This window comes from Methylobacterium sp. Leaf112, from assembly GCF_001423295.1.
GTDB lineage: Bacteria > Pseudomonadota > Alphaproteobacteria > Rhizobiales > Beijerinckiaceae > Methylobacterium.
In genome coordinates this window covers 1-19480 of record NZ_LMNG01000034.1, presented here as the reverse complement: position 1 = coordinate 19480, position 19480 = coordinate 1, and the positions used below count along the sequence as shown (strand labels likewise).

Sequence of the window (19480 nt, the reverse complement as noted above, 5' to 3'; positions counted from 1 at the left end):
GCGATCCAGTGGGCCTTCACCCTGTTCGTGCTGTTCGAGACCTGGCTCGTCCCCGTCGAGGGCTGGTTCGTCGACAAGTACGGCCCGCGCGTCGTGGTGCTGTTCGGCGGCCTGCTCTGCGGCATCGGCTGGGTCATCAACTCCTACGCCGAGACCCTCAACATGTTCTACCTCGGCCAGGTGGTGGCCGGCATCGGCGCGGGCGCCGTCTACGGCACCTGCGTCGGCTCGGCCCTGAAGTGGTTCCCGGACAAGCGTGGCCTCGCCGCCGGCATCACGGCCGCCGGCTTCGGCGCCGGCTCGGCGCTGACCGTCGCGCCGATCCAGTGGATGATCGCCGAGAACGGCTTCCAGTCCGCGTTCTTCAGCTTCGGCATCGGTCAGGGCCTCATCGTGATGGCGCTGTCGGTGTTCCTGGTCTCCCCGAAGAAGGGGCAGGTCGCGGAGGCCGCGAGCAATGCCAGCGTCGCCCAGACCCGGCGCAACTTCACCCCCGGCGAGGTCGCGCGCCAGCCGATCTTCTGGCTGATGTACTTCATGTTCGTCATCGTGGGTGCCGGCGGCCTGATGATCACCGCCAACCTCAAGCCCATCGCGGCCGATATCGGCGTCGACAAGGTGCCCGTCACGATCATGGGCATCACCATGGTGGCGATCACCTTCGCGGCCACCATCGACCGCATCCTCAACGGCCTGACCCGCCCGTTCTTCGGCTGGGTCTCGGACAAGATCGGCCGCGAGAACACCATGTTCATCGCCTTCGCCATGGAAGGCTTCGGCATCTACATGCTCTACCTCTGGGGTCACGATCCGCTGTGGTTCGTGCTGCTCTCAGGGTTCGTGTTCTTCGCCTGGGGTGAGATCTACTCGCTGTTCCCCTCGACCTGCACCGACACCTTCGGCACCAAGTTCGCCGCCACCAACGCCGGCCTGCTCTACACCGCCAAGGGCACGGCGGCCCTCTTGGTGCCCGCCGCCAACTACCTGCAGCAGAGTTCGGCGAGCTGGGACGGCGTGTTCCTGGTCGCGGCCGGGGCCAACATCCTCGCCTCGCTGCTGGCCATCGCCGTGCTGAAGCCCTGGCGGGCGCGCTACATCGCCCGGAACGCCTGAAACCATGGCGCGCTGGCTCCGCTACACTCATGGCGGTCGAGGCGGCTTCGGCCGCCTCGACGGGAAGAACATCGCCGTCCACGAGGGCGATCTCTTCTCCACTCCGACTCCCACGGGCGAGACCCTGCCGCTCGCCGACGTCACCCTCGACCTCCCCTGCCGGCCCTCGAAGCTCATCGCCCTGTGGAACAACTTCCACGCGGCGGCCGAGAAGCAGGGGCTGGAGCGTCCGGAAAATCCCCTGTTCTTCGTCAAGCCGCCCAACACCTACCGGGCGAGCGGCGACACCGTGGCGATCCCGGACGGGCTCGGCCGCATCCTGTTCGAGGGCGAACTCGGCATCGTCATCGGCCGGCGCGGACGCGACCTCACGCCCGAGACAGCGGCCGCGCACATCTTCGGCTACACCTGCGTGAACGACGTCACGGCCCTGGAAGTGCTCAAGGCCGATCCGAGCTTCGTGCAATGGACCCGCTCGAAGGGCTTCGACGGGTTCGGCCCGTTCGGCCCGGTCATCGCCACCGGCCTCGACCCTGACGCCCTCTCGGTGGCCGTGCGGGTCAATGGGCGCGAGCGCCAGCGCTACCCGCTCGCCGACATGATCTTCAAGCCGCGGGAGATCGTCGCCCTGGTCTCGCGGGGCATGACCCTGGAGCCCGGCGACCTCATCGCCTGCGGAACCTCCAACGGTGCGGGTCCGATCCCGAAGGGCGCCACCGTCGAAGTCGACATCGAGGGCATCGGAATCCTGTCGAACGCGTTCGCGTGACGGGCCTGACGCACAGACATCAGAGGACAGCCACATGAGCATCGCCATCGTCGGCGCCGGCGCCATCGGCGGATTTTTGGGCGTACGCCTCGCCAACGCGGGGGAGAACGTCACCTTCATCGCGCGCGGCGCCAACCTCGACGCCATCAAGACCAACGGGATGCGCCTGATCGAGGAGAACGGCTCCGAGATCCACGTGAAGAACCTGTCGGCCACGAAATCCATGGAAGAGGCCGGCGTGCACGACATCGTGCTGCTGACCGTCAAGGCGCATCAGGTCGGCCCCATCGCGGCCGATCTGCACCACCTCATCGGACCCGAGACCATGGTGGTGACCATGCAGAACGGAATCCCGTGGTGGTACTTTTCCGGTGGCCACGGCGGGGACCTGACCGGCACCCACCTGGAGACGGCCGATCCGGCCGGCCTCATCGCCCAGCACCTCGATCCGAAGCACGTCATCGGTTCCGTGGTCTATCCGGCGGCCGTGCTCACGGAGCCCGGCGTGGTGCAGGTGATCGAGGGCCACCGCTTTGGTCTGGGCGAACTCGACGGCACCATGAGCCCCCGCGTCCAGTCGCTCGCCCAGCGCCTCATCAAGGCGGGGTTCCGCGCGCCCGTGACCTCGGACATCCGGGCGGAGATCTGGCTCAAGCTCTGGGGCAACCTCAGCTTCAACCCGATCTCGGCGCTCAGCCACGCCACCCTCGTGGACATCTGCCAGTTCCCCGAGACCCGGGCACTCGCCGCCGACATGATGCGCGAAGCGGAAGCGATCGCGGGCAAGCTCGGGATCACGTTCAAGCTCGGCATCGAGAAGCGCATCGCCGGGGCCGAGAAGGTCGGCGCCCACAAGACCTCGATGCTGCAGGACGTCGAGGCCGGCCGCCCCATCGAACTCGAGGCCCTGGTCGGCTCGATCATCGAGCTCGGGCGCCTTACCGACACCCCGACGCCGCATATCGGCACCGTCTACGCCCTGATGCGCCTGCTGTCCCAAAGCCTGGACCGGGCGCAGGGACGCCTGTCCATCACGGCCGCCTGAATTTTTCGAGCGATTTCAAGGACACATCTTCCATGGCCGAGAACGCCACCACCCTCCACGCCTTGATCCAGGCCGGCGCCGACGAGGCCACCGCCCTGTCGAGCCCCGGCGGCGTGCCCCTGAGCTTCGGTGCGCTCCGCGCCCTCACGGAACGCACCATCGCGGCCCTCAACGCCCAGGGCATCGGCCGGGGCGACCGCGTCGGCATCGTCCTCGACAACGGTCCCGAGATGGCCGCCGCCTTCATCGCCATCGCGGCAGGCGCCACCTCGGCACCGCTCAACCCGAGCTACAAGGCGGACGAGTTCACGTTCTACCTCTCCGACCTCGACGCCCGGCTGCTGGTGGTGACCGAAGGCTCCGAGACGCCGGCCGTGGCCGTCGCCGAGAAGCTCGGCGTGCCGGTGGTGCGCCTGCGGCCGACCCCGGAAGCGGGGGCCGGCTCCTTCACCCTGGCGTTCTCGGGTGAAGCCGTCGCGCCCGCCGCCAACGGTGGCCCGGCGGAGCCCGACGACATCGCCCTGGTGCTTCACACCTCGGGCACGACCTCGCGCCCCAAGATCGTGCCGCTGAAGCAGTCCAACGTCTGCGCCTCGGCCCGCAACATCCGGCAGGCGGTGGCGTTCACGGCGGCGGATCGCGGCCTCAACATCATGCCGCTGTTCCACATTCACGGCCTCATCGCCGGCATCCTGGCGCCGCTCTCGGCCGGCGGTCAGGTGTCGTGCACGCCGGGCTTCAACGCCCTGAAGTTCTTCGGCTGGATGGGTGAGGTCCGCCCGACCTGGTACACGGCGGTGCCGACCATGCATCAGGCGATCCTCGGCCGGGCCAACCGCAACCGGGAGGTCATCGAGGCGAACCCGCTGCGGTTCATCCGCTCGTCCTCGTCCTCCATGCCGCCGCAGGTGATGAAGGAAATCGAGGACACCTTCGGCGCCCCCCTGATCGAGGCCTACGGCATGACCGAGGCCGCCCACCAGATGGCCTCGAACCCCCTGCCCCCGAAGCCGCATTACGCCGGCTCCGTCGGCCTCGCCGCCGGCCCCGAGATCGCCATCGTGGACGAGGACGGCGAGCCGCTTCCCGCCGGCGAAATCGGCGAGATCGTCATCCGGGGCGACAACGTGATGGCGGGCTACGAGAACAACGACAAGGCCAACGCCGAGGCGTTCACGAAGCAGGGCTGGTTCCGCACGGGCGACCAGGGCTCGCTCACCCCGGAAGGCTACCTCTCGCTCACCGGACGCCTCAAGGAGATCATCAACCGGGGCGGCGAGAAGATCTCGCCGCGCGAGGTCGACGAGATCCTCATGGACCATCCGGCCGTGTCGCAATGCGTGACCTTCGCCATGCCGCACGACAAGCTCGGCGAGGATGTCGCAGCCGCCATCGTCCTGCGCGAAGGCCAGACGCTGGCGGAAAAGGATCTGCGGGGCTTCGCCCTCGAACGTCTGGCGGCCTTCAAGGTGCCGGCCAAGATCCTCATCCTGGACGAGATCCCCAAGGGTGCGACCGGCAAGCTCCAGCGCATCGGCCTGGCGCAGAAGCTCGGGCTCGTGTGAGCCCGCCCTTCCCGGGCTGAAGCCTCAGGCGGCGGGCGGCACCTTCTCGGGTGCCGGCCCCGGCCGGGCACGGCCGAAATCGGCTTCGGCCGTCTCCTGGCCCATGGCGACGATGCCTTTTCGGATGGTGCGGGTGCGGGTGAACAGCTCGTGCAGGGCGTCGCCGTCGCCCCAGCGGATGGCGCGGGCGAGCGCGGCGAGATCCTCGTTGAACCGCCCAAGCATCTCCAGCACCGCGTCCTTGTTGGTCAGGAACACGTCCCGCCACATGGTCGGATCGGAGGCGGCGATGCGGGTGAAATCGCGGAACCCGCCGGCCGAGAACTTGATCACCTCGGACTGCGTCACGGCCTCGAGGTCGGCGGCCGTGCCGACGATGTTGTAGGCGATGAGGTGCGGCACGTGGCTGGTGATGGCGAGCACGAGGTCGTGGTGCTCGGGCGTCATGGACTCGACGATGGCGCCGAGCCCTTCCCAGAAGGCCTGAACCCGCGCGGTGGCCGCAGGGTCCGTGTCTTCGGGCGGGGTGAGGATGCACCAGCGCCCCGAGAACAGGGTCGAGAACCCGGCATCGGGGCCGGAATACTCGGTGCCCGCCACCGGATGGGCCGGCACGAAGGCGACGCCCTCGGGAATGTGCGGCGCCACGGACGCGACCACCGAGGCCTTCACGGACCCGACATCGGACACGATGGCGCCGGGCTTCAGAGCGCCGCCCATGGCCTCGGCCACGGCCCCGACGGCGCCCACCGGCACGCACAGGATCACGAGGTCCGCCCCCGTCACGCCGGCCGCGACGTCGTCCGTGGCCGTATCGGCGAGGCCGAGGGCCCGAACGCGCTCCAGCACGCCCGGATTGCCGTCGATGGCCACGATGGTCCGGGCGAGGCCGTACTGGCGTGCGCCCCGGGCGATGGACGAGCCGATCAGCCCGAGCCCCACGATGGCGAGGGTGTCGACGACGGGTGTGGCGAGCTCAGGCACGTGGGGCGGCCCCGAGGAAGTCGGTGAGCGCGGCGAGGAAGGCCGCGTTGGCCTCGGCGCTGCCGACGGTCACGCGCAGGGCATGGGGCAGGCCGTAGGACGAGACCCGCCGGGTGATGATCCCCCGCGCGGTCAGGAACGCGTCGGCCTCCGCCGCCGAGCGGCCGGCTTCATCGGGGAAGTGCACCAGCACGAAGTTGGCGACGCTCGGCGTCACGGTGAGTCCCAGGGTTGTCACACCCTCGACGAGCCGGGCGAGCCACGTGTCGTTGTGGGCGATCGCCCCCGCCACGTGCACCTCGTCGGCGATGGCCGCCGCCCCCGCGGCGATGCCGGGGCCGGACAGGTTGAACGGCCCGCGGATGCGGTTGACCGCGTCGGCGACCTCGCCCGGGGCGACCATCCAGCCGATGCGCAAGGCGGCCAGACCGTGGATCTTCGAGAAGGTCCGGGTCATCACCACATTCTGGGATTCGAGCACGAGGTCGAGGCCGGCACTGTAATCGTTGGCGCGGACATACTCGGCATAGGCCCCGTCGAGGACGAGAAGCACGTGCGGCGGCAGGCCCGCGTGCAGGCGACGGACCTCGTCGAACGGCAGGTAAGTGCCGGTCGGGTTGTTGGGGTTGGCAAGGTAGACGATCTTCGTGCGCGAGGTGACGGCGGCCAGCATCGCGTCGACATCGGCCGTGAGGTCGCGCTCCGGCACCACGACGGGCGTGGCGCCGGCGGCCAGGATGGCGATGCGGTAGACGAGGAAGCCGTGGGCGCAGAAGATCCCCTCGTCGCCCGGCCCCAGATAGGCGTAGGCGAGGAAGGACAGGAGTTCGTCCGACCCGGCGCCGCAGACGATGCGGGCGGGATCGAGGCCGTAGCGCCGGCCGATGGCATCGCGCAGGCGCGCCGAGGTGCCGTCCGGATAGAGTTCGAGCTTGCCCGACGCTTCCCGCAGGGCGGCCAGGGCCAGCGGGCTCGGCCCCAGGGGCGTTTCGTTGGACGAGAGCTTGTGGATCTTGTGCGCCCCCGGCATGCCGCTCTTGCCAGGCACATAGGCCTCGATGGCGAGGACGCCCGGGCGGGGCACCGGGCGGGTGGAGACGGGGGTCTCGGGGGACAGGGCGGAGGACATGGAACGGGCCGGGGTGATCGCGAGGGGCACCGTCTAACAAAGCTTGCCGGGCTTGACGAGGCGAGGCCGCGGTTCAGCGGCCCTTGCGCAGGGGTCGGACGAAGCCGGGGCCGCCCGGGGTGAAGCCCGTGGCGCGGCAGAAATCGGCAAGGTCGGCGGAGTCGGCCGACGCTACGACCTGAAGGGTGTCGCACTCGGCCATGCGGGCGGCCTGCGAAGCGGCCTTGAGCAGGAGCCGTCCGATGCCGCGCCGGCGCTGCTCGGCTCCCACGAACAGGGTGGTGATCTGGGCGACGGGACGGGCCTCGGCGACGCTCCGGTACCAGTGCAGCACCACGAGGCCGCTCGGCGGCCCCCATTCCTGTGCGACGAGCGCGACACTCGGCCCGGTCCGTATCGCTTCCAGGCGCTCGGCCAGGGCTTCGGCCGGCATCGCAAGCCCGATCTCGGCGAGCAGCACGGCGAGGCCGGGCGCATCGGCGGCGCTCGCGGCACGGATCTCGAGGCCGTAGCGGCTAGCCAAGATGCGATCCGGTTACAGGATGGGGTTCGTTTGTCGGTCCGCCGGCTCGTGCCTCCGCCCAGGCCCGGTCGCGCTCGCCCTGCGCGGTCCGGATTGCGGCGCTCTGCCGTTCCTGCTCGGCATGAAGCGCCCGCAGGCGCCGGGCCTCCCGCGCCGCCAGCTTGCGCCGACGCGCCTCGGCGGCACGCTTCTGGGCCTGCAACTCCTCCACGGTGATCGGGGCGGGCGGAGCCTTCGGCTCAGGCGCAGTCGTGGAGGCGGTCTTGGATGCGCGCCAGGCATTGGAGGGCGCCGGCCGCGTCCTCGGTGCGTCGAACGCCTCCGCCTGCGCCAGGGTCAGACCGGCGGCGGCGGCGATGCGGGCGGCGGCGGCCCGGCCGGCCGCACGCTCGCCCGGCGTCGCACCGCGCTCCATCAGTGCCCGGCACTTGGCGAACCGGTCCCGGTCGAGGGGAGGCCACGCGCTCACGGGCGGCTCAGCGCTTCTTGTTGCCGCGCGGGCCGGTCAGAACGGGCGTGTTCACCCGGTTCTCGTCCAGGAGCTTGCGCCAGCGCGACAGGCGCTCGGGATCGAGACGGCCTTCGGTCACCGCCGCCTGGACGGCGCAGCCGGGCTCGTGCGCGTGGGTGCAGTCGCGAAACCGGCACAGTGGCGCCAGTTCGACGATCTCCGCGAACAGGGTCTCGATCCCGTCCGCCGCGTCGCTCACGTGGAGGGTGCGCATTCCCGGCGTATCGATGACCCAGCCGCCGGCCGCGATGGCGTGGAGCGAGCGCGCCGTGGTGGTGTGGCGGCCTTTGGCGTCGTGCTCGCGGATGCCCCCGGTGAGCTGGGGCTCCTCCACGCCGTCGCCCGCCAGGGTGTTGACCAGGGTCGACTTGCCCACCCCGGAGGAGCCGACGAGCGCCACGGTCCGGCCGGGCCCGCACCACGGCGCCAGGGCCGCGATGGCGTCCGGCTCGCGGGGGTTGATCATCACCACGGGCAGGTCGCGCTGGAGGGCCTCGGCCGCGCGGCGGTAGGTCTCGGCGTCGGCGGCCGTGTCGGCCTTCGTCAGGAGGATCACCGGTTCGGTCCCGGCCTGGTTGGCCAGCGCCAGGTAGCGCTCCAGCCGGGCCGGATTGAAGTCGGCGTTGCACGAGGTGACGATGAACAGGGTGTCGACGTTGGCCGCTGCGAGCTGCGGGACCTTCGAGCCTTCGACGCGGCGCGCCAGCAACGTTCGCCGCTCCAGTCGGCTCAGGAGGGTGCGGGCGGCGGGATCGATGAGCACCCAGTCGCCCACGGCGTAGGCGCCGGTGTTGGTGTTGTGGTCCAGGGCGAGCTTGACGGAGCCCTCCGGCCCGATGGCGCTCATGCGCGAGCGATGGACCATGCCGATGCGGGCCGGCATACCCGGCCTGTCGGCGATCTGATCGGCGAAGAACGGGGACCAGCCCAGGGCGATCAGAGCGTCGGGCAGGGCGTTCACGGGCTCGGGCAACGGTTTGAATTCCTTGGACAGGGCGGCGCGTTGCAGCGGAGACGAAGACGTCCGCCGTAAAACGCTTCACCGCTTCGTCGGGTGGACGACGCCGAGACATCTCTTCGCAACGACGACACCCCCTCGACCTGGCAGGATGTCGATTCACGTCTACACCGTTTCGACGCGGTATGCGGGTTCGACGCGCGTCCATCCCCCGATGACGCACGCCCCGATGACGCATGGTTTCGTTGACGCTCGGCGAGGCGCACACTACCTCCATCTGCGACGCGACGGCTCCGCACGCCGCCGGGATGTCGCCTCCCCTCCTCCGCATGGCGACCGCCCACTTCGTCCCGCGACCTCCCCCGTCAGATCTCCCCCTCATGACCATGTCGCTCGATCCTCCCACCCAAACCCGAGCCGAGGCGACCGATACGGACGGCCCCCCGGTGATCGAGGCCAAGGCGCAGGCCACCCAGGGGCATCTGGCGCAATTCGGCCTGGACGAGCCCCTGGCGACGGATGCCGGCGTGGCCCTCGCGCCGTTCCAGATCGCCTACCAGACTGCGGGTACCCTCAACGCCGACCGCTCCAACGCCGTGCTCATCTGCCACGCGCTGACGGGCGACCAGCATTTCGCCCACACCCATCCGGTGACGGGCAAGCGCGGCTGGTGGGAGACCCTCGTCGGGCCGGGCAAGCCCGTCGACACGGATCGGTACTTCGTCGTCTGTTCCAACGTCGTCGGCTCGTGCATGGGCTCGACGGGCCCGGCCTCCATCGAACCGACGACGGGCCGGGCCTACGGCCTCGATTTTCCCCTGGTGACCATCCGCGACATGGTCCGCGCGCAGGCGATGCTCCTCGACCGCCTCGGCATCGAGAACCTGTTCCTGTGTATCGGCGGCTCCATGGGCGGCATGCAGGTGCTGCAATGGGCGGCCCTCTACCCCGAGCGGGTGTTCGCCGCGATGCCCATCGCCACGGGGGCACGGCACTCGGCCCAGAACATCGCCTTCCACGAGGTCGGCCGGCAGGCGATCATGGCCGATCCGGCCTGGGCCGAGGGGCGCTACCTCGAGGCCGGCACCCGTCCCGCCAAGGGCCTCGGCGTCGCCCGCATGGGCGCGCACATCACCTACCTGTCGGAACCGGCCCTGCACCGGAAGTTCGGACGGCGCTTCCAGGGCGGGTCGGCGCCCACCTTCTCGTTCAACGCCGATTTCCAGATCGAGAGCTATCTGCGCCACCAGGGCCTGAGCTTCGTCGAGCGTTTCGACGCCAATGCGTACCTGTATCTCACGCGCGCCATGGACTATTTCGATCTCGCCGCCGACCATGGCGGCGTGCTCGCCAACGCCTTCCGGGGTACGAAGACCCGTTTCTGCGTCATGTCCTTCACCTCCGACTGGCTGTTTCCCACGGCCGATTCCCGCGCCATCGTGCATGCCCTCAACGCGGCTTCGGCGGCGGTGGCCTTCGTGGAGGTCGAGAGCGACAAGGGGCACGACGCATTCCTCCTCGACGAGCCGGTGATGTTCGGCGCGGCGCGCGGCTTCATCGACGCCGCCGCCCGGGCGCGCGGTCTATGAGAACCTCGCTGTGAAGTCCCACCGCGTCGTCGCCCCGGCCCCGTGGGATGCCGCAGCCTCCCTGCCGCGCGGCGACCTCGGGAGCGCGCGGGTCGATCACCTCGTGGTGCTCAGCCTCGTGGCCCCGGGTGCCCGGGTCCTCGACATCGGTTGCGGCGACGGCACCCTGCTGGCGCTCCTGCGCGACCGGCGCGGCATCGACGGGCGCGGCATCGAACTCTCGCGCGAGGGCGTCAACGCCTGCCTCGCGCGCGGGCTGCCGGTGATCCAGGGCGACGCCGACACCGATCTGGCGAACTACCCCGACGACGCCTTCGACGTGGTGGTCCTGTCACAGACCATCCAGGCGACGCGCAACCCGCGCATCGTCCTCGAGCACCTCTTGCGCATAGGCCGGCAGGTGGTGATCTCCTTCCCGAATTTCGGACATTGGCGGGTGCGTGCGGAGTTGGCCTTTCGTGGCCGCATGCCTGTCACCGCCCTGATGCCGGAAGAGTGGTACGAGACCCAGAACATCCACCACTGCACCATCCGGGACTTCGTCGGCCTGTGCCGGACGGTGGGCGCGCGGATCGAGAAGGCCACGGCCCTCGACGCGCGCGGCCGGCCCATGCGTTTTTCCATGCCGTGGTGGGTGTGGAACCTCATCGGCGCACAAGGCGTGTTCCTGCTGAGCCTGGACGCCGGCGAGACGCCCCCGCAACCGTGAAAGCCGTGGCCCCGCGTCCGCGCGGCCCGATTCAAGGAGGAGAGCCATGGGATACGACGCGGCCTTGACGTCGGCGGGGACCGCCGCCCTCCTGCCGGGAATTCCCACCTTCGAGTCGCCGTTCCTGGATTGCGACGGCTTCGTCCCGGCGATGCGCCCGGAGCACCTGTCCGTCGCGCGCCAGCTGCGCGAGCAGGGTTATGCGGTCATCGACTTTCCCGACGCCGATTTCGACGCCCGCGCCGCCGCGATCCGCGCCGCCCTGGACGGAGGCTTCGACTGGGCGCGGTGGCGCGCCACGGGCTTTGCCGCCAACGAGGGATTGCGGGTTCAGGACGCCTGGAAGACCCAGCCAGACGTGATGGCGCTCGCGGCCAACCCCGCGGTCCTCGATCTCCTGACGGCGGTGTTCGGGCGCGAGGCCAAGCCGTTCCAGACCCTCAACTTCCCCGTTGGCACCCAGCAGCAGACCCATTCGGACGCCTCGCATTTCAGCTCGGTGCCGGAGAAGTTCATGTGCGGCGTCTGGGTCGCCCTGGAGGACATCGAGGCCGATGCCGGGCCGCTGATCTACTATCCCGGCACGCACAAGTGGCCGGTGATCAACAACGAGCACCTCGGCGTCACGGCCCTGCACTTCCAGAACGGCAACGCCTGGAAGCCTGGCAACGCCTACGATGCGACCTGGAACGCCCTCCTCTCCGCCCATAAGCGCGAGCCCAAGACCTTCCTCGCCCGAAAGGGGCAGGCGCTCATCTGGGTCGCCAACATCCTCCACGGCGGCGCGCGCCAGACCAATCCGGACCGGACCCGGTGGTCACAGGTGACGCACTACTTCTTCGACGGCTGCGCCTACTACACGCCGTTCTTCTCGGACCCGTTCCACGGCAACATCCTGTTCCGTGAACCCATCGACATCCGCACGCGGGAGCCCATGCGCAACGTCGTCGGCGGAGCCCCGATCGATCCGGACTTCGTTTCCGAGGCGACGGACCGGGCCAAGCGCGTGGCCGGCGGCCATGAGGCCCACCGCTCGCAACTCGCCGAGGCCCAGGCAGAACTCGCCTACCACAAGGACCGGGTGGAGCGCCTGCGCGCCTCCCTGTCCTGGCGGATCACCGCGCCCCTGCGCAGCGACGCCGTGCAGCGGGTCGGCCGATGGTTCTCCCGCCCGCGGGTCTCGTGACCCCCACGCCATGCCCGTGAGGCGGTGGTTCGGGGGCCGGGCCGCCGCCCTGGCGGCCTTGACCCCGTCCGCCCTGCGCTTCCTGCCGCCCGACCTCGACCCGAGGCAGGTCGAGGCCCTCTGCGCCCTGGTGACCGGGGCGGGGTTCTCGCCCGACGCGTATCGCGCGCAATCGCCGGCCCTTGGTGCGGCGGTGCCGGATGCGCGCACGGCCGTACTCCACCTCCTGAGCTTCTGCGGCGACGAGCAGGTCACCTACCCGCTGCGCCTCGATCCGACCGGGCTCGACACCCTGACGCGCAGCCGCCTGTGGCATCGGCGCGGGCGGGCCCGCCTCGCGGCGAGCCTCGTGAACGCCCACCTCGCCCAACGGCCCGACGTCGTCGCGGACCCGGATTTCTGGGCCGAAATCCTGCCGGCCCTCGCCCGCGTCGGCCGGCCGTACCTTCTCGTCGGCGACAGTCACTCGCGGCTCTACCGGCGGGTGGGGCTGCAACGGTCCGGGCCGATCCTGCCGATCCACGTCCTGTGCACGGCGGGCTCGGCGGCAGGACTGGACAACCCGGCCTCGCGCTCGGGCTACGGCGCGCGCCTCGCACGCCTGGCCGATGCCCTCGCCCGCGCGCCGGCCGCCCGCGGCCTGCCGATCCTGTTCCAGTTCGGGCAGGTCGACATCGAGTTCGTCGCGGCCTTCCGGCGCATCGCGAACGGGGAGCATGCTTTCGACGAGACGGGGTTCGAAACCTTCTGCGACCGCACGGCGGCGGCTTACGGCGCCTTCCTCGTCCGCTGGTTCTCGGGGCTCGGCCCGGTCCATGTCCTATCGGTGTTCCCGCCGGCCCTGTCGGACGAATCCTGGGCGGACGGATACTGCAACGCCCACGTCCTCGCCCTGGAAGACGCGGCGGGCGACCGCACCGCCACGGCTGCGGCCGTGGCGGCCCTGGAGGTCCCGTCCCTCGCCGAGCGCACCCGCCTGCACCGTGCCTTCAACGACCGCCTGTCCGCCCTGTGCGCGCGCGAGGGCTTCGGCTTCGTCGCGCTGTTCGATGCCCTGCTCGGTCCCGACGGGACGGTGGCGCCGCGCTTCATCGCCGGCGCAGGGGGGCGCGACCACCATCTCGACGAGGCGCCCCTGCGGGCACCGACCCGCGCGGCCCTGGAAGCCGCCCTCGGGCGTCGGCAAGGGATGATGCAAGGGATGGTGGATCGGATGATGGATCAGATGCGCCGGATCGTCAGAGTCGCGACGGCGTAGGTCACCCGGGCTCCGCCGGCATCGAACCGGCGCAGCACCCGCCGCAACCCCCCGGGCGTCAGCGGCGGCCGTCCCTCCGGCGTGCCGGCGCCGATGGCGCGCAGGGCCGCGAGGAAGGCGCGCCCGTCCGCATGGGCCTCGACCACGGGCTCGTCCGAGACCGCCACGGTGCAGCCCGGGATGCGCAGGGCGGCGAGGGCCGCCACGGTGGGATAGGCCGGCGTCGCGGCCTCGAAGTCGAGGTCGGCGTGCGCCCGGCGCCACTCGGCGAAGGTGCCCGAGGCCAGGGTCGCCACGGCGAGGTGCCCTCCGGGCGCGAGCAGTCCGGCGAGCCGCGCCAGGGAGCCGGACAGGTCCTCGAACCACTGCGCCGCCAGACTCGAGCAGACGAGGTCGAAGCCGGGCGTGAGGCAGGGCCGTTCCCCGTCCATGACCACGAAGCCGGGCCCCGGCCCGAGCCGGGCGCGGCAGCGCAGGGCCATGGCGGGCGCGATGTCGGTGGCGAGGTACGGGCCCGGCACGATCCGGCGGTGCAGGGCCGCCGTGAGGAGACCCGTGCCGCAGCCGACCTCCAGCACCCGCGGCGCGGGCGCCAGGGGCAGGGCCGCGATGCGCGCGGCCAAGCCCTCGGCCACCCGCGCCTGAATGCCGGCGGCGGCATCATAGCCCTCGGCCCCGTCGAAGGCCCGGGCCACAGCCTGCTTCCAGGAACGCATTGGGGCCGAGGGCTGAACTCCAGGATCGGGTGAGTCGTGGCGATAGCCGTCGGGCGGTTCCGGCTCAAGCGACGCGCCGACAGTGGGCCGCCTTCCCGGGCCTCACTCGTCCAGCGCACCCTCGATCATCCGCGCCATGGCGAGCGCCCGTCCATCGTCACCGAAGCGGGCGATGATCTGCACGCCCAGGGGCAACCCGTCGCCCGGTACCGGCAGGTTGACGCAGGGCACGCCCATGAGGGTCCAGAGGCGGTTGAAGCGCGGGTCGCCGGTGCCGGCGAGGCCAGCCGGAGCGCGACCCGGGGCCGAGAACGTCAGCAGCGCGTCGAACTCCGAGAACACGTCCTTGAGGACGCGCCGGGCGCGGTGCGCCGTGCGGCGGGCCCCGTCGTAAGCGTCGGCCGTGAGGGCCTGGGCGCCGTCGAGTTCGGCCCGCAGCCCGGGCCCGAGGGCGTCGCGGTGATGGGCGTATTCCCAGGCGAGGGCCTGGCGTGCCTCGAAGGCCTGGATGGTTGCCTGAACCGCCCAGGCTTCGGCGAGGGCTCCTGGCAGGACGAGATCGGTGACGGTAGCCCCGGCGGCCTCCGCCGCGCGGGCCGCACGATCCAGGGCCGCCACGGCGTCCGGGTCGGCGGGCCCGGCGAAATCCTGGCGCACGAGGCCGATGCGGGGTGCCGCGAGGCCGCCCTCCGCCAGATCGATGCCAGGGCGATCGGCCAGGAGCGCGAGGGCGTGGGCGACATCGCGGATGCCGGCGCCGAACAGCCCGAGGGTGTCGAGGGCCCACGAGAAGGTCTTCACGCCCACCGTGGGCAGCAGGCGGAACGACGGCTTGATGGCCGCGACCCCGCAGAAGGCGGCGGGGCGGATCACCGACCCCGCCGTCTGGGTGCCCAATGCCAGGGGGACGAGACCGGCGGCCACCGCCGCCGCCGACCCCGACGAGGAGCCGCCCGGGGTGTGGCCGGACGCGTGCGGGTTCACCGTGGCGGACGGGTCGCGGCTGGCGAAGGGGCAGGTCACGGTCTTGGCGAGCGGCACGGCGCCGAGGGCCCGCAGGCGGGAGACGATGGCGGCGTCGGCCTTGGGCCGCCAGCCGGCATAGATGGCCGAGCCCATTTCCGTCGGCATGTCGGCGGTGTCGATGATGTCCTTCAGGCCGACCGCGATGCCCGCGAGGGGGCCATCCCGAACGATCGCCGGATCGGCGGCGATGTGCGCGAGGGCGCCGAGGCCCGGCTCGCGCGCCGCGATGGCTTCACGCGCGCGGGCGATGGCGCCGTGCGGATCGAGGGTGCCGGCACCGAGCCGGGTGCGAAGATCGACGAGGGACTGCATGCCCCTGGAGTCCGATCCGCCGCGCGATCTGTCAACACGTATCCACATCCCGATCTTCCGATCCGCAGCGTTGACGGAGCGTTTACGCAAAGTCGCGCATCGTCCTCATCATGTGGCGTAGCGTTCTCGCGTTCTCCGCCCTTGCGCTGTTCGGCGCGGGGCTCACCGGCTGTGCGCTCAACAAGTTTGAGCAGCGCGAGCCCTGGCGCGACCAGACCGAACAGGCCTGCAACGCCAAGCGCTTGGTCGAGACCGGCGAGTTCATCACCCAGGTGAAGGCCATCGAGGGACCGGGCGTCTGCGGCATGCTGCAGCCCTACCGGGTCACCCGGATGGGCGGGGGCAGCGTCGCCCTCAAGCAGCGCATGACCCTGGCCTGCCCGGCGCTGGCGGAGGCCGAAGCCTGGCTCGCCGACACGATCCAGCCGGCGGCCGCCCTGTATTTCGGCCAGCCCGTGGCCGAGATCAACGCCGGCACCTATGCCTGCCGCGGCCGCAACAACCAGGTCGGCGCCAAGCTGTCCGAGCATTCCTTCGGCAATGCCCTCGACATCATGTCGTTCAAGCTCGCCGACGGTTACGTCATCACCGTCAAGGGTGGCTGGCGCGGCACGGAAGCCGAGCAAGGCTTTCTGCGGGAAGTGTTTTTGGGCGCCTGCGCGCGGTTCTCGACGGTTCTGGCGCCCGGCTCCAACGTGTTTCACTACGACCATATCCACGTCGATCTCGCGCGCCACGACCCGCGCGGCCTGCGCCGGATCTGCCAGCCGCTGATCAAGTTCACCCCCCAGCTCGGCGGCGAATCCACGGCCCGGCCGGTCGCGCGGCCGCGTCCCGTCGAGCGCCTGCCGGCGCCGCCCCAGGCTCCGGTGGACGTGGAAGAGGACGATCCCTACGGCGTCACCCCCCTGTCCCAGGCCACGCCGCAGAACCGGAATGCGCCGCGCCCCGCGCCGTCACATCTGGCCCGTGCGCCGGTGGAGGCCCCGTCACACGCCCGGTCCGCGCCGTCCGCCTACGTCGCCGCGCCGGCCCCCCGGCCCCGCCTCGCCACCACGCGCCCCCTGGACGAGCCGGCCCCGGGATTTGCGCGCGAGCCCCTGTCGCTGCAGGCCCCCGGCCTGTCCGGCCCGATCTACTGAACCCCGACGACCCGGCGGGTCCGCGACTGTGCCCCCCGTACCCCAGGGGGCGTGAAACCGACGGCCGGCGCGGCGGGCAAGCTTGACTCCGACGGGGCAGCGGCCATCGTTCCGCGCAACCGTACGGACTCCAGCAAAAGATTGCCGGCATGCGCCCGAATCGATCCTTCACGACCTTCGCCCTCGGCCTCGTCCTGGCCGCGACCCTGCAGCCGGCGTTGGCCCGCTCGGGCCGCGAGGAGATCACCCCCGCCGAGGAGCGCGAGTTCAACTACGACGCCAACATCCCCGGCTGCCAGGCCTCCGAGGTTCTGGAGCGGCTCTCGACGAACTTCGCCGAGAAGGAGGCGAAGTTCTGGAACTCGTCGCTCACCATCGTGAGCTACGAGCGCATCGAGCGCACGGCCTGGCGCCCCTGGGGCCTCGACTTCGTGCCCCGGCGCTACTGCAGCGCGGTGGCCACCACCTCGGACGGCGTCCGGCGCAAGGTCGACTATTCCGTGCGCGACGGGCTCGGGATCATCGGCGCCGACTGGGGCATCGAGTTCTGCGTCCACGGCCTCGACCGCAACCTCGCCTACGCCTACGCCACGGCCTGCCGCGAAGCCCGCCCGTGACCTTCTTTCGCAAGGCCGTTCTGGCCCTGGCCCTGCTCGCGGGCAGCGCCACGGCGGCCCAGGCCCAGGGCTACGACCAGCGCGGCACGCCGGGGGCGTTCGACTTCTACGTCCTCGCCCTGTCGTGGTCGCCGACCTATTGCGACGGGGACGGCGCGCGGCGCGAGGCCGACGGGCAGTGCCGTCCGGGCCGGGGCCTCGGCTTCGTCGTCCACGGCCTGTGGCCTCAATACACAAGGGGCTACCCCTCGAACTGCTCCAGCGTCGAGCGGTCCCCGACCCGGCAGGCCATGGAGGCGGCCGGCGAGGTCTATCCGAGCGAGGGCCTCGCCCGCCACGAGTGGCGCCGCCACGGCACCTGCTCGGGCCTCGATCCGGCGGCCTATTTTCGCGCGGCCCGCACGGCGCGCGAGGCGGTGACGATCCCCGACGCGTTCCAGAAGCCCGGCGCCGACACCCGCGCCGCGCCCATCGAGATCGCCCGGCAGTTCGTGATGGCCAACCGGGGTCTGCGCCCCGACATGATGGCGGTGGCTTGCGTGCGCGGCCGGCTGCAGGAGGTGCGGATCTGCTTCTCCAAGGATCTGCGCGGCTTCACCCCCTGCCCCGAGGTGGCGCGCCAGAATTGCCGGGCCGGCGAGGTCGCCATCGACGCCGCGCGCTGAAGGTGCTCCCGTGAACTACCGCCACGCCTTCCACGCCGGGAACTTCGCCGACGTCCTCAAGCACCTCGTCCTGACGCGGGTGCTGACGCATCTCCAGGCCAAGGCGACGCCGTTCCGGGCCATCGACACCCATGCGGGCCTCGGCTTCTACGACCTGACGGGCGACGAGGCCGGGCGCACGGGCGAGGCGGCCGAGGGCTGGGGCCGCCTCGACACACCGTTCCCGGAGGCCGTCGAGAGCCTGCTCGGCCCCTACCGCGCGGCGGTGGCGGCGGTTCAGGCCCGCCACGGCGCCACCACCTATCCGGGCTCGCCCGCCCTCATCCGCGAGTTCCTGCGCTCCACCGACAAGGGCGTGTTCGTCGAGCTGCACCCCGCCGACGCCGAAATCCTGCGTGACCGCTACAACCAGGATTCGCGCACCAAGGTGATGCATCTCGACGGCTGGACGGCTTTGGGCTCTCTGATCCCGCCGCCCGAGCGGCGCGGCGTCGTGCTCATCGACCCGCCCTACGAGGAACTCGGCGAGATCGACCGCCTCGGGGCGGCCCTGGCCAGGGCCGTGGCGAAGTGGCCGACGGGCACCTACCTCGGCTGGTACCCGATCAAGGACGTGGCCCTGGTGGACGCCATGGTGGCCGACCTCCACGGCGCCCTGAACCGCCCGGCCCTGCGCCTCGACCTGCTGGTCAGCGAGCCCGACCCGACGCGGCTCAACGGCAACGGCCTCATCGTGATCAACCCGCCCTGGCGGCTCGCCGAGGAGGCGATGCTGTTCCTGCCGGCGCTCGCCGAGCGCCTCGCCCGCCGCGATTACGGGGCCTTTCGCTGCGAGGCATTCGGGGCGGTCGCGTAGGGTCGAAACCCGACCAGCTTCACCGTATGGAACGGCTGAGTCGGGTGGATTTGCGACGGTCCGCTTCTGAGCGAAAGTTGGCGTTAGTAGACATAAGCGTCTCGCTCGCTCACGACCGGTTGCAGCCGTAATCGATCGGAGCATCGGCGCCGTTGCACCAGGCTGTAATCTTGCCTCGAGTAGACTCCGTCAAACGAGTTTTATCAACGCAGATCGAAGACCTGCCGGGCTTTGTTGACGGTACCCTGGTGATCGAATGCCCAGGCAGTCAGAGGCTGTAGGGCCTTGCTGAGTAAGAACCCGAGCGGCGTCAGCGTATATTCCACCGAGGGAGGGTTCGTTGGAAAGACTTCACGAGTCACCAAACCATCCCGCTCTAAGTGGCGTAGCGTCACCGTCAGCATCCGCTGCGATATGCCTGTGACGCGGCGTTTCAATGCATTGAAGCGACTTGGCCCGCCCTCCAACTGAAGAACGACCAGTACGCTCCAGGCATCTCCGAGCCGGTCAAGGACGTCTCGCACAGGACAGGTGCCTTCCCAACTATCTGGGATACTTGCCTGTAGTGGCGAGGCAATCTCGTCTCCACGAACAAGCGATATCTCTGAACGGTCGAGCATTCGGCGGTTCCCTTCATGTGCCTTGGGCATCGGAGGGTGCGTCCTTCACAGTCCTCGCAGCTTGGGGCAAGCAGTTCCGGTTGGTAACTTAGGCTCTGGACTCATAACCAATAACTGACGGTCGCTGCGATGGAGACGGCGGCGAGATAGTTGGTTGCGAGCCTGTCGTATCGCGTGGCAACGCGAC

The 19480-nt window shown here is 70.5% G+C and carries 20 protein-coding genes and 1 pseudogene; 12 read left to right on the top strand and 9 right to left on the bottom strand.

All coding sequences use genetic code 11. The annotated features are described in order from the left end of the window. The 4 genes from oxlT to ASF52_RS20500 form a co-directional block, all read left to right on the top strand. On the top strand, positions 1-1113 hold a 1113-nt coding region (gene oxlT / locus ASF52_RS20515; protein WP_244473885.1), incomplete at its 5' end, for an oxalate/formate MFS antiporter. A gap of 4 nt (positions 1114-1117) precedes the next feature. Beyond that, on the top strand, positions 1118-1882 hold the full coding sequence (locus tag ASF52_RS20510) for a fumarylacetoacetate hydrolase family protein (RefSeq protein WP_056176285.1): 765 nt from the start codon (positions 1118-1120) through the stop codon (positions 1880-1882). 34 nt (positions 1883-1916) lie between these two features. Next, positions 1917-2927, top strand: a complete 1011-nt coding sequence (locus tag ASF52_RS20505; protein ID WP_056176282.1) for a ketopantoate reductase family protein — start codon at positions 1917-1919, stop codon at positions 2925-2927. Between the two features lie 32 nt (positions 2928-2959). After that, entirely contained in the window at positions 2960-4492 is a 1533-nt protein-coding gene (locus tag ASF52_RS20500; RefSeq protein ID WP_056176279.1) for an acyl--CoA ligase, read from the top strand. Positions 4493-4516: 24 nt separating this feature from the next. Here the strand turns inward: ASF52_RS20500 and ASF52_RS20495 are convergent, their stop codons facing one another. The 5 genes from ASF52_RS20495 to rsgA form a co-directional block, all read right to left on the bottom strand. Further along, entirely contained in the window at positions 4517-5476 is a 960-nt protein-coding gene (locus tag ASF52_RS20495; RefSeq protein WP_056176276.1) for a prephenate/arogenate dehydrogenase family protein, read from the bottom strand. Beyond that, a complete protein-coding gene (locus ASF52_RS20490; RefSeq protein ID WP_056176272.1) occupies positions 5469-6605 on the bottom strand; it encodes a pyridoxal phosphate-dependent aminotransferase in 1137 nt (378 codons plus the stop codon). Before ASF52_RS20490 ends, ASF52_RS20495 begins: the two co-directional genes overlap by 8 nt. Before the next feature lie 73 nt (positions 6606-6678). Continuing rightward, on the bottom strand, positions 6679-7128 hold the full coding sequence (locus ASF52_RS20485; protein ID WP_056176269.1) for a GNAT family N-acetyltransferase: 450 nt from the start codon (positions 7126-7128) through the stop codon (positions 6679-6681). Further along, on the bottom strand, positions 7121-7597 hold the full coding sequence (locus ASF52_RS20480) for a hypothetical protein (protein WP_244473884.1): 477 nt from the start codon (positions 7595-7597) through the stop codon (positions 7121-7123). The genes ASF52_RS20485 and ASF52_RS20480 overlap by 8 nt, the downstream gene beginning before the upstream one ends. A gap of 7 nt (positions 7598-7604) precedes the next feature. Continuing rightward, positions 7605-8612: a ribosome small subunit-dependent GTPase A gene (rsgA, locus tag ASF52_RS20475; RefSeq protein WP_244472904.1), complete on the bottom strand. Its 1008-nt coding sequence runs from the start codon at positions 8610-8612 to the stop codon at positions 7605-7607. Positions 8613-8983: 371 nt separating this feature from the next. Here rsgA and metX point away from each other — a divergent pair, with 371 nt between their 5' ends. The 4 genes from metX to ASF52_RS20455 are packed head-to-tail and all read left to right on the top strand — an operon-like array spanning position 8984 to position 13339. Further along, the gene (gene metX / locus ASF52_RS20470; RefSeq protein ID WP_056176907.1) at positions 8984-10186 is read left to right on the top strand and encodes a homoserine O-acetyltransferase MetX; all 1203 of its coding nucleotides are present in this window, start codon (positions 8984-8986) and stop codon (positions 10184-10186) included. A 10-nt stretch (positions 10187-10196) separates the two neighbouring features. Continuing rightward, positions 10197-10895, top strand: coding sequence for a methionine biosynthesis protein MetW (gene metW / locus ASF52_RS20465; protein ID WP_056176260.1), 699 nt, complete (start codon positions 10197-10199; stop codon positions 10893-10895). A 46-nt stretch (positions 10896-10941) separates the two neighbouring features. Continuing rightward, positions 10942-12081 carry a phytanoyl-CoA dioxygenase family protein gene (locus tag ASF52_RS20460; RefSeq protein ID WP_200937413.1) on the top strand — a complete coding sequence of 380 codons (1140 nt, stop codon included), beginning with the start codon at positions 10942-10944 and terminating at the stop codon, positions 12079-12081. A 10-nt stretch (positions 12082-12091) separates the two neighbouring features. Next, entirely contained in the window at positions 12092-13339 is a 1248-nt protein-coding gene (locus ASF52_RS20455; protein ID WP_056176256.1) for a hypothetical protein, read from the top strand. On the opposite strand, the gene ASF52_RS20450 is transcribed toward ASF52_RS20455, so the two are convergent. Both ASF52_RS20450 and ASF52_RS20445 read right to left on the bottom strand, forming a co-directional pair. Next, complete coding sequence (locus ASF52_RS20450) at positions 13303-14034, bottom strand: methyltransferase domain-containing protein (RefSeq protein ID WP_244472903.1); 732 nt, start codon at positions 14032-14034, stop codon at positions 13303-13305. The two genes, ASF52_RS20455 and ASF52_RS20450, sit on opposite strands and share 37 nt — an antisense overlap. Positions 14035-14157: 123 nt before the next feature. Next, complete coding sequence (locus ASF52_RS20445) at positions 14158-15393, bottom strand: amidase family protein (protein WP_056176250.1); 1236 nt, start codon at positions 15391-15393, stop codon at positions 14158-14160. Positions 15394-15503: 110 nt separating this feature from the next. Between ASF52_RS20445 and ASF52_RS20440 the strand changes: the two genes are divergently transcribed. The 4 genes from ASF52_RS20440 (at position 15504) to ASF52_RS20425 (ending at position 18673) form a co-directional block, all read left to right on the top strand. After that, complete coding sequence (locus tag ASF52_RS20440) at positions 15504-16535, top strand: extensin-like domain-containing protein (protein WP_056176247.1); 1032 nt, start codon at positions 15504-15506, stop codon at positions 16533-16535. A gap of 149 nt (positions 16536-16684) precedes the next feature. Next, entirely contained in the window at positions 16685-17152 is a 468-nt protein-coding gene (locus tag ASF52_RS20435) for a hypothetical protein (RefSeq protein ID WP_056176244.1), read from the top strand. Continuing rightward, complete coding sequence (locus ASF52_RS20430) at positions 17149-17817, top strand: ribonuclease T2 (protein WP_200937412.1); 669 nt, start codon at positions 17149-17151, stop codon at positions 17815-17817. The genes ASF52_RS20435 and ASF52_RS20430 overlap by 4 nt, the downstream gene beginning before the upstream one ends. 10 nt (positions 17818-17827) lie before the next feature. Then, complete coding sequence (locus tag ASF52_RS20425) at positions 17828-18673, top strand: 23S rRNA (adenine(2030)-N(6))-methyltransferase RlmJ (protein WP_056176241.1); 846 nt, start codon at positions 17828-17830, stop codon at positions 18671-18673. 203 nt (positions 18674-18876) lie between these two features. Here the strand turns inward: ASF52_RS20425 and ASF52_RS22265 are convergent, their stop codons facing one another. Together ASF52_RS22265 and ASF52_RS22765 are read right to left on the bottom strand one after the other, a co-directional pair. After that, positions 18877-19293 carry a winged helix-turn-helix transcriptional regulator gene (locus tag ASF52_RS22265; protein WP_082515419.1) on the bottom strand — a complete coding sequence of 139 codons (417 nt, stop codon included), beginning with the start codon at positions 19291-19293 and terminating at the stop codon, positions 18877-18879. Positions 19294-19394: 101 nt separating this feature from the next. Next, positions 19395-19480, bottom strand: a pseudogene (locus ASF52_RS22765) (IS5/IS1182 family transposase); the annotation flags it as partial.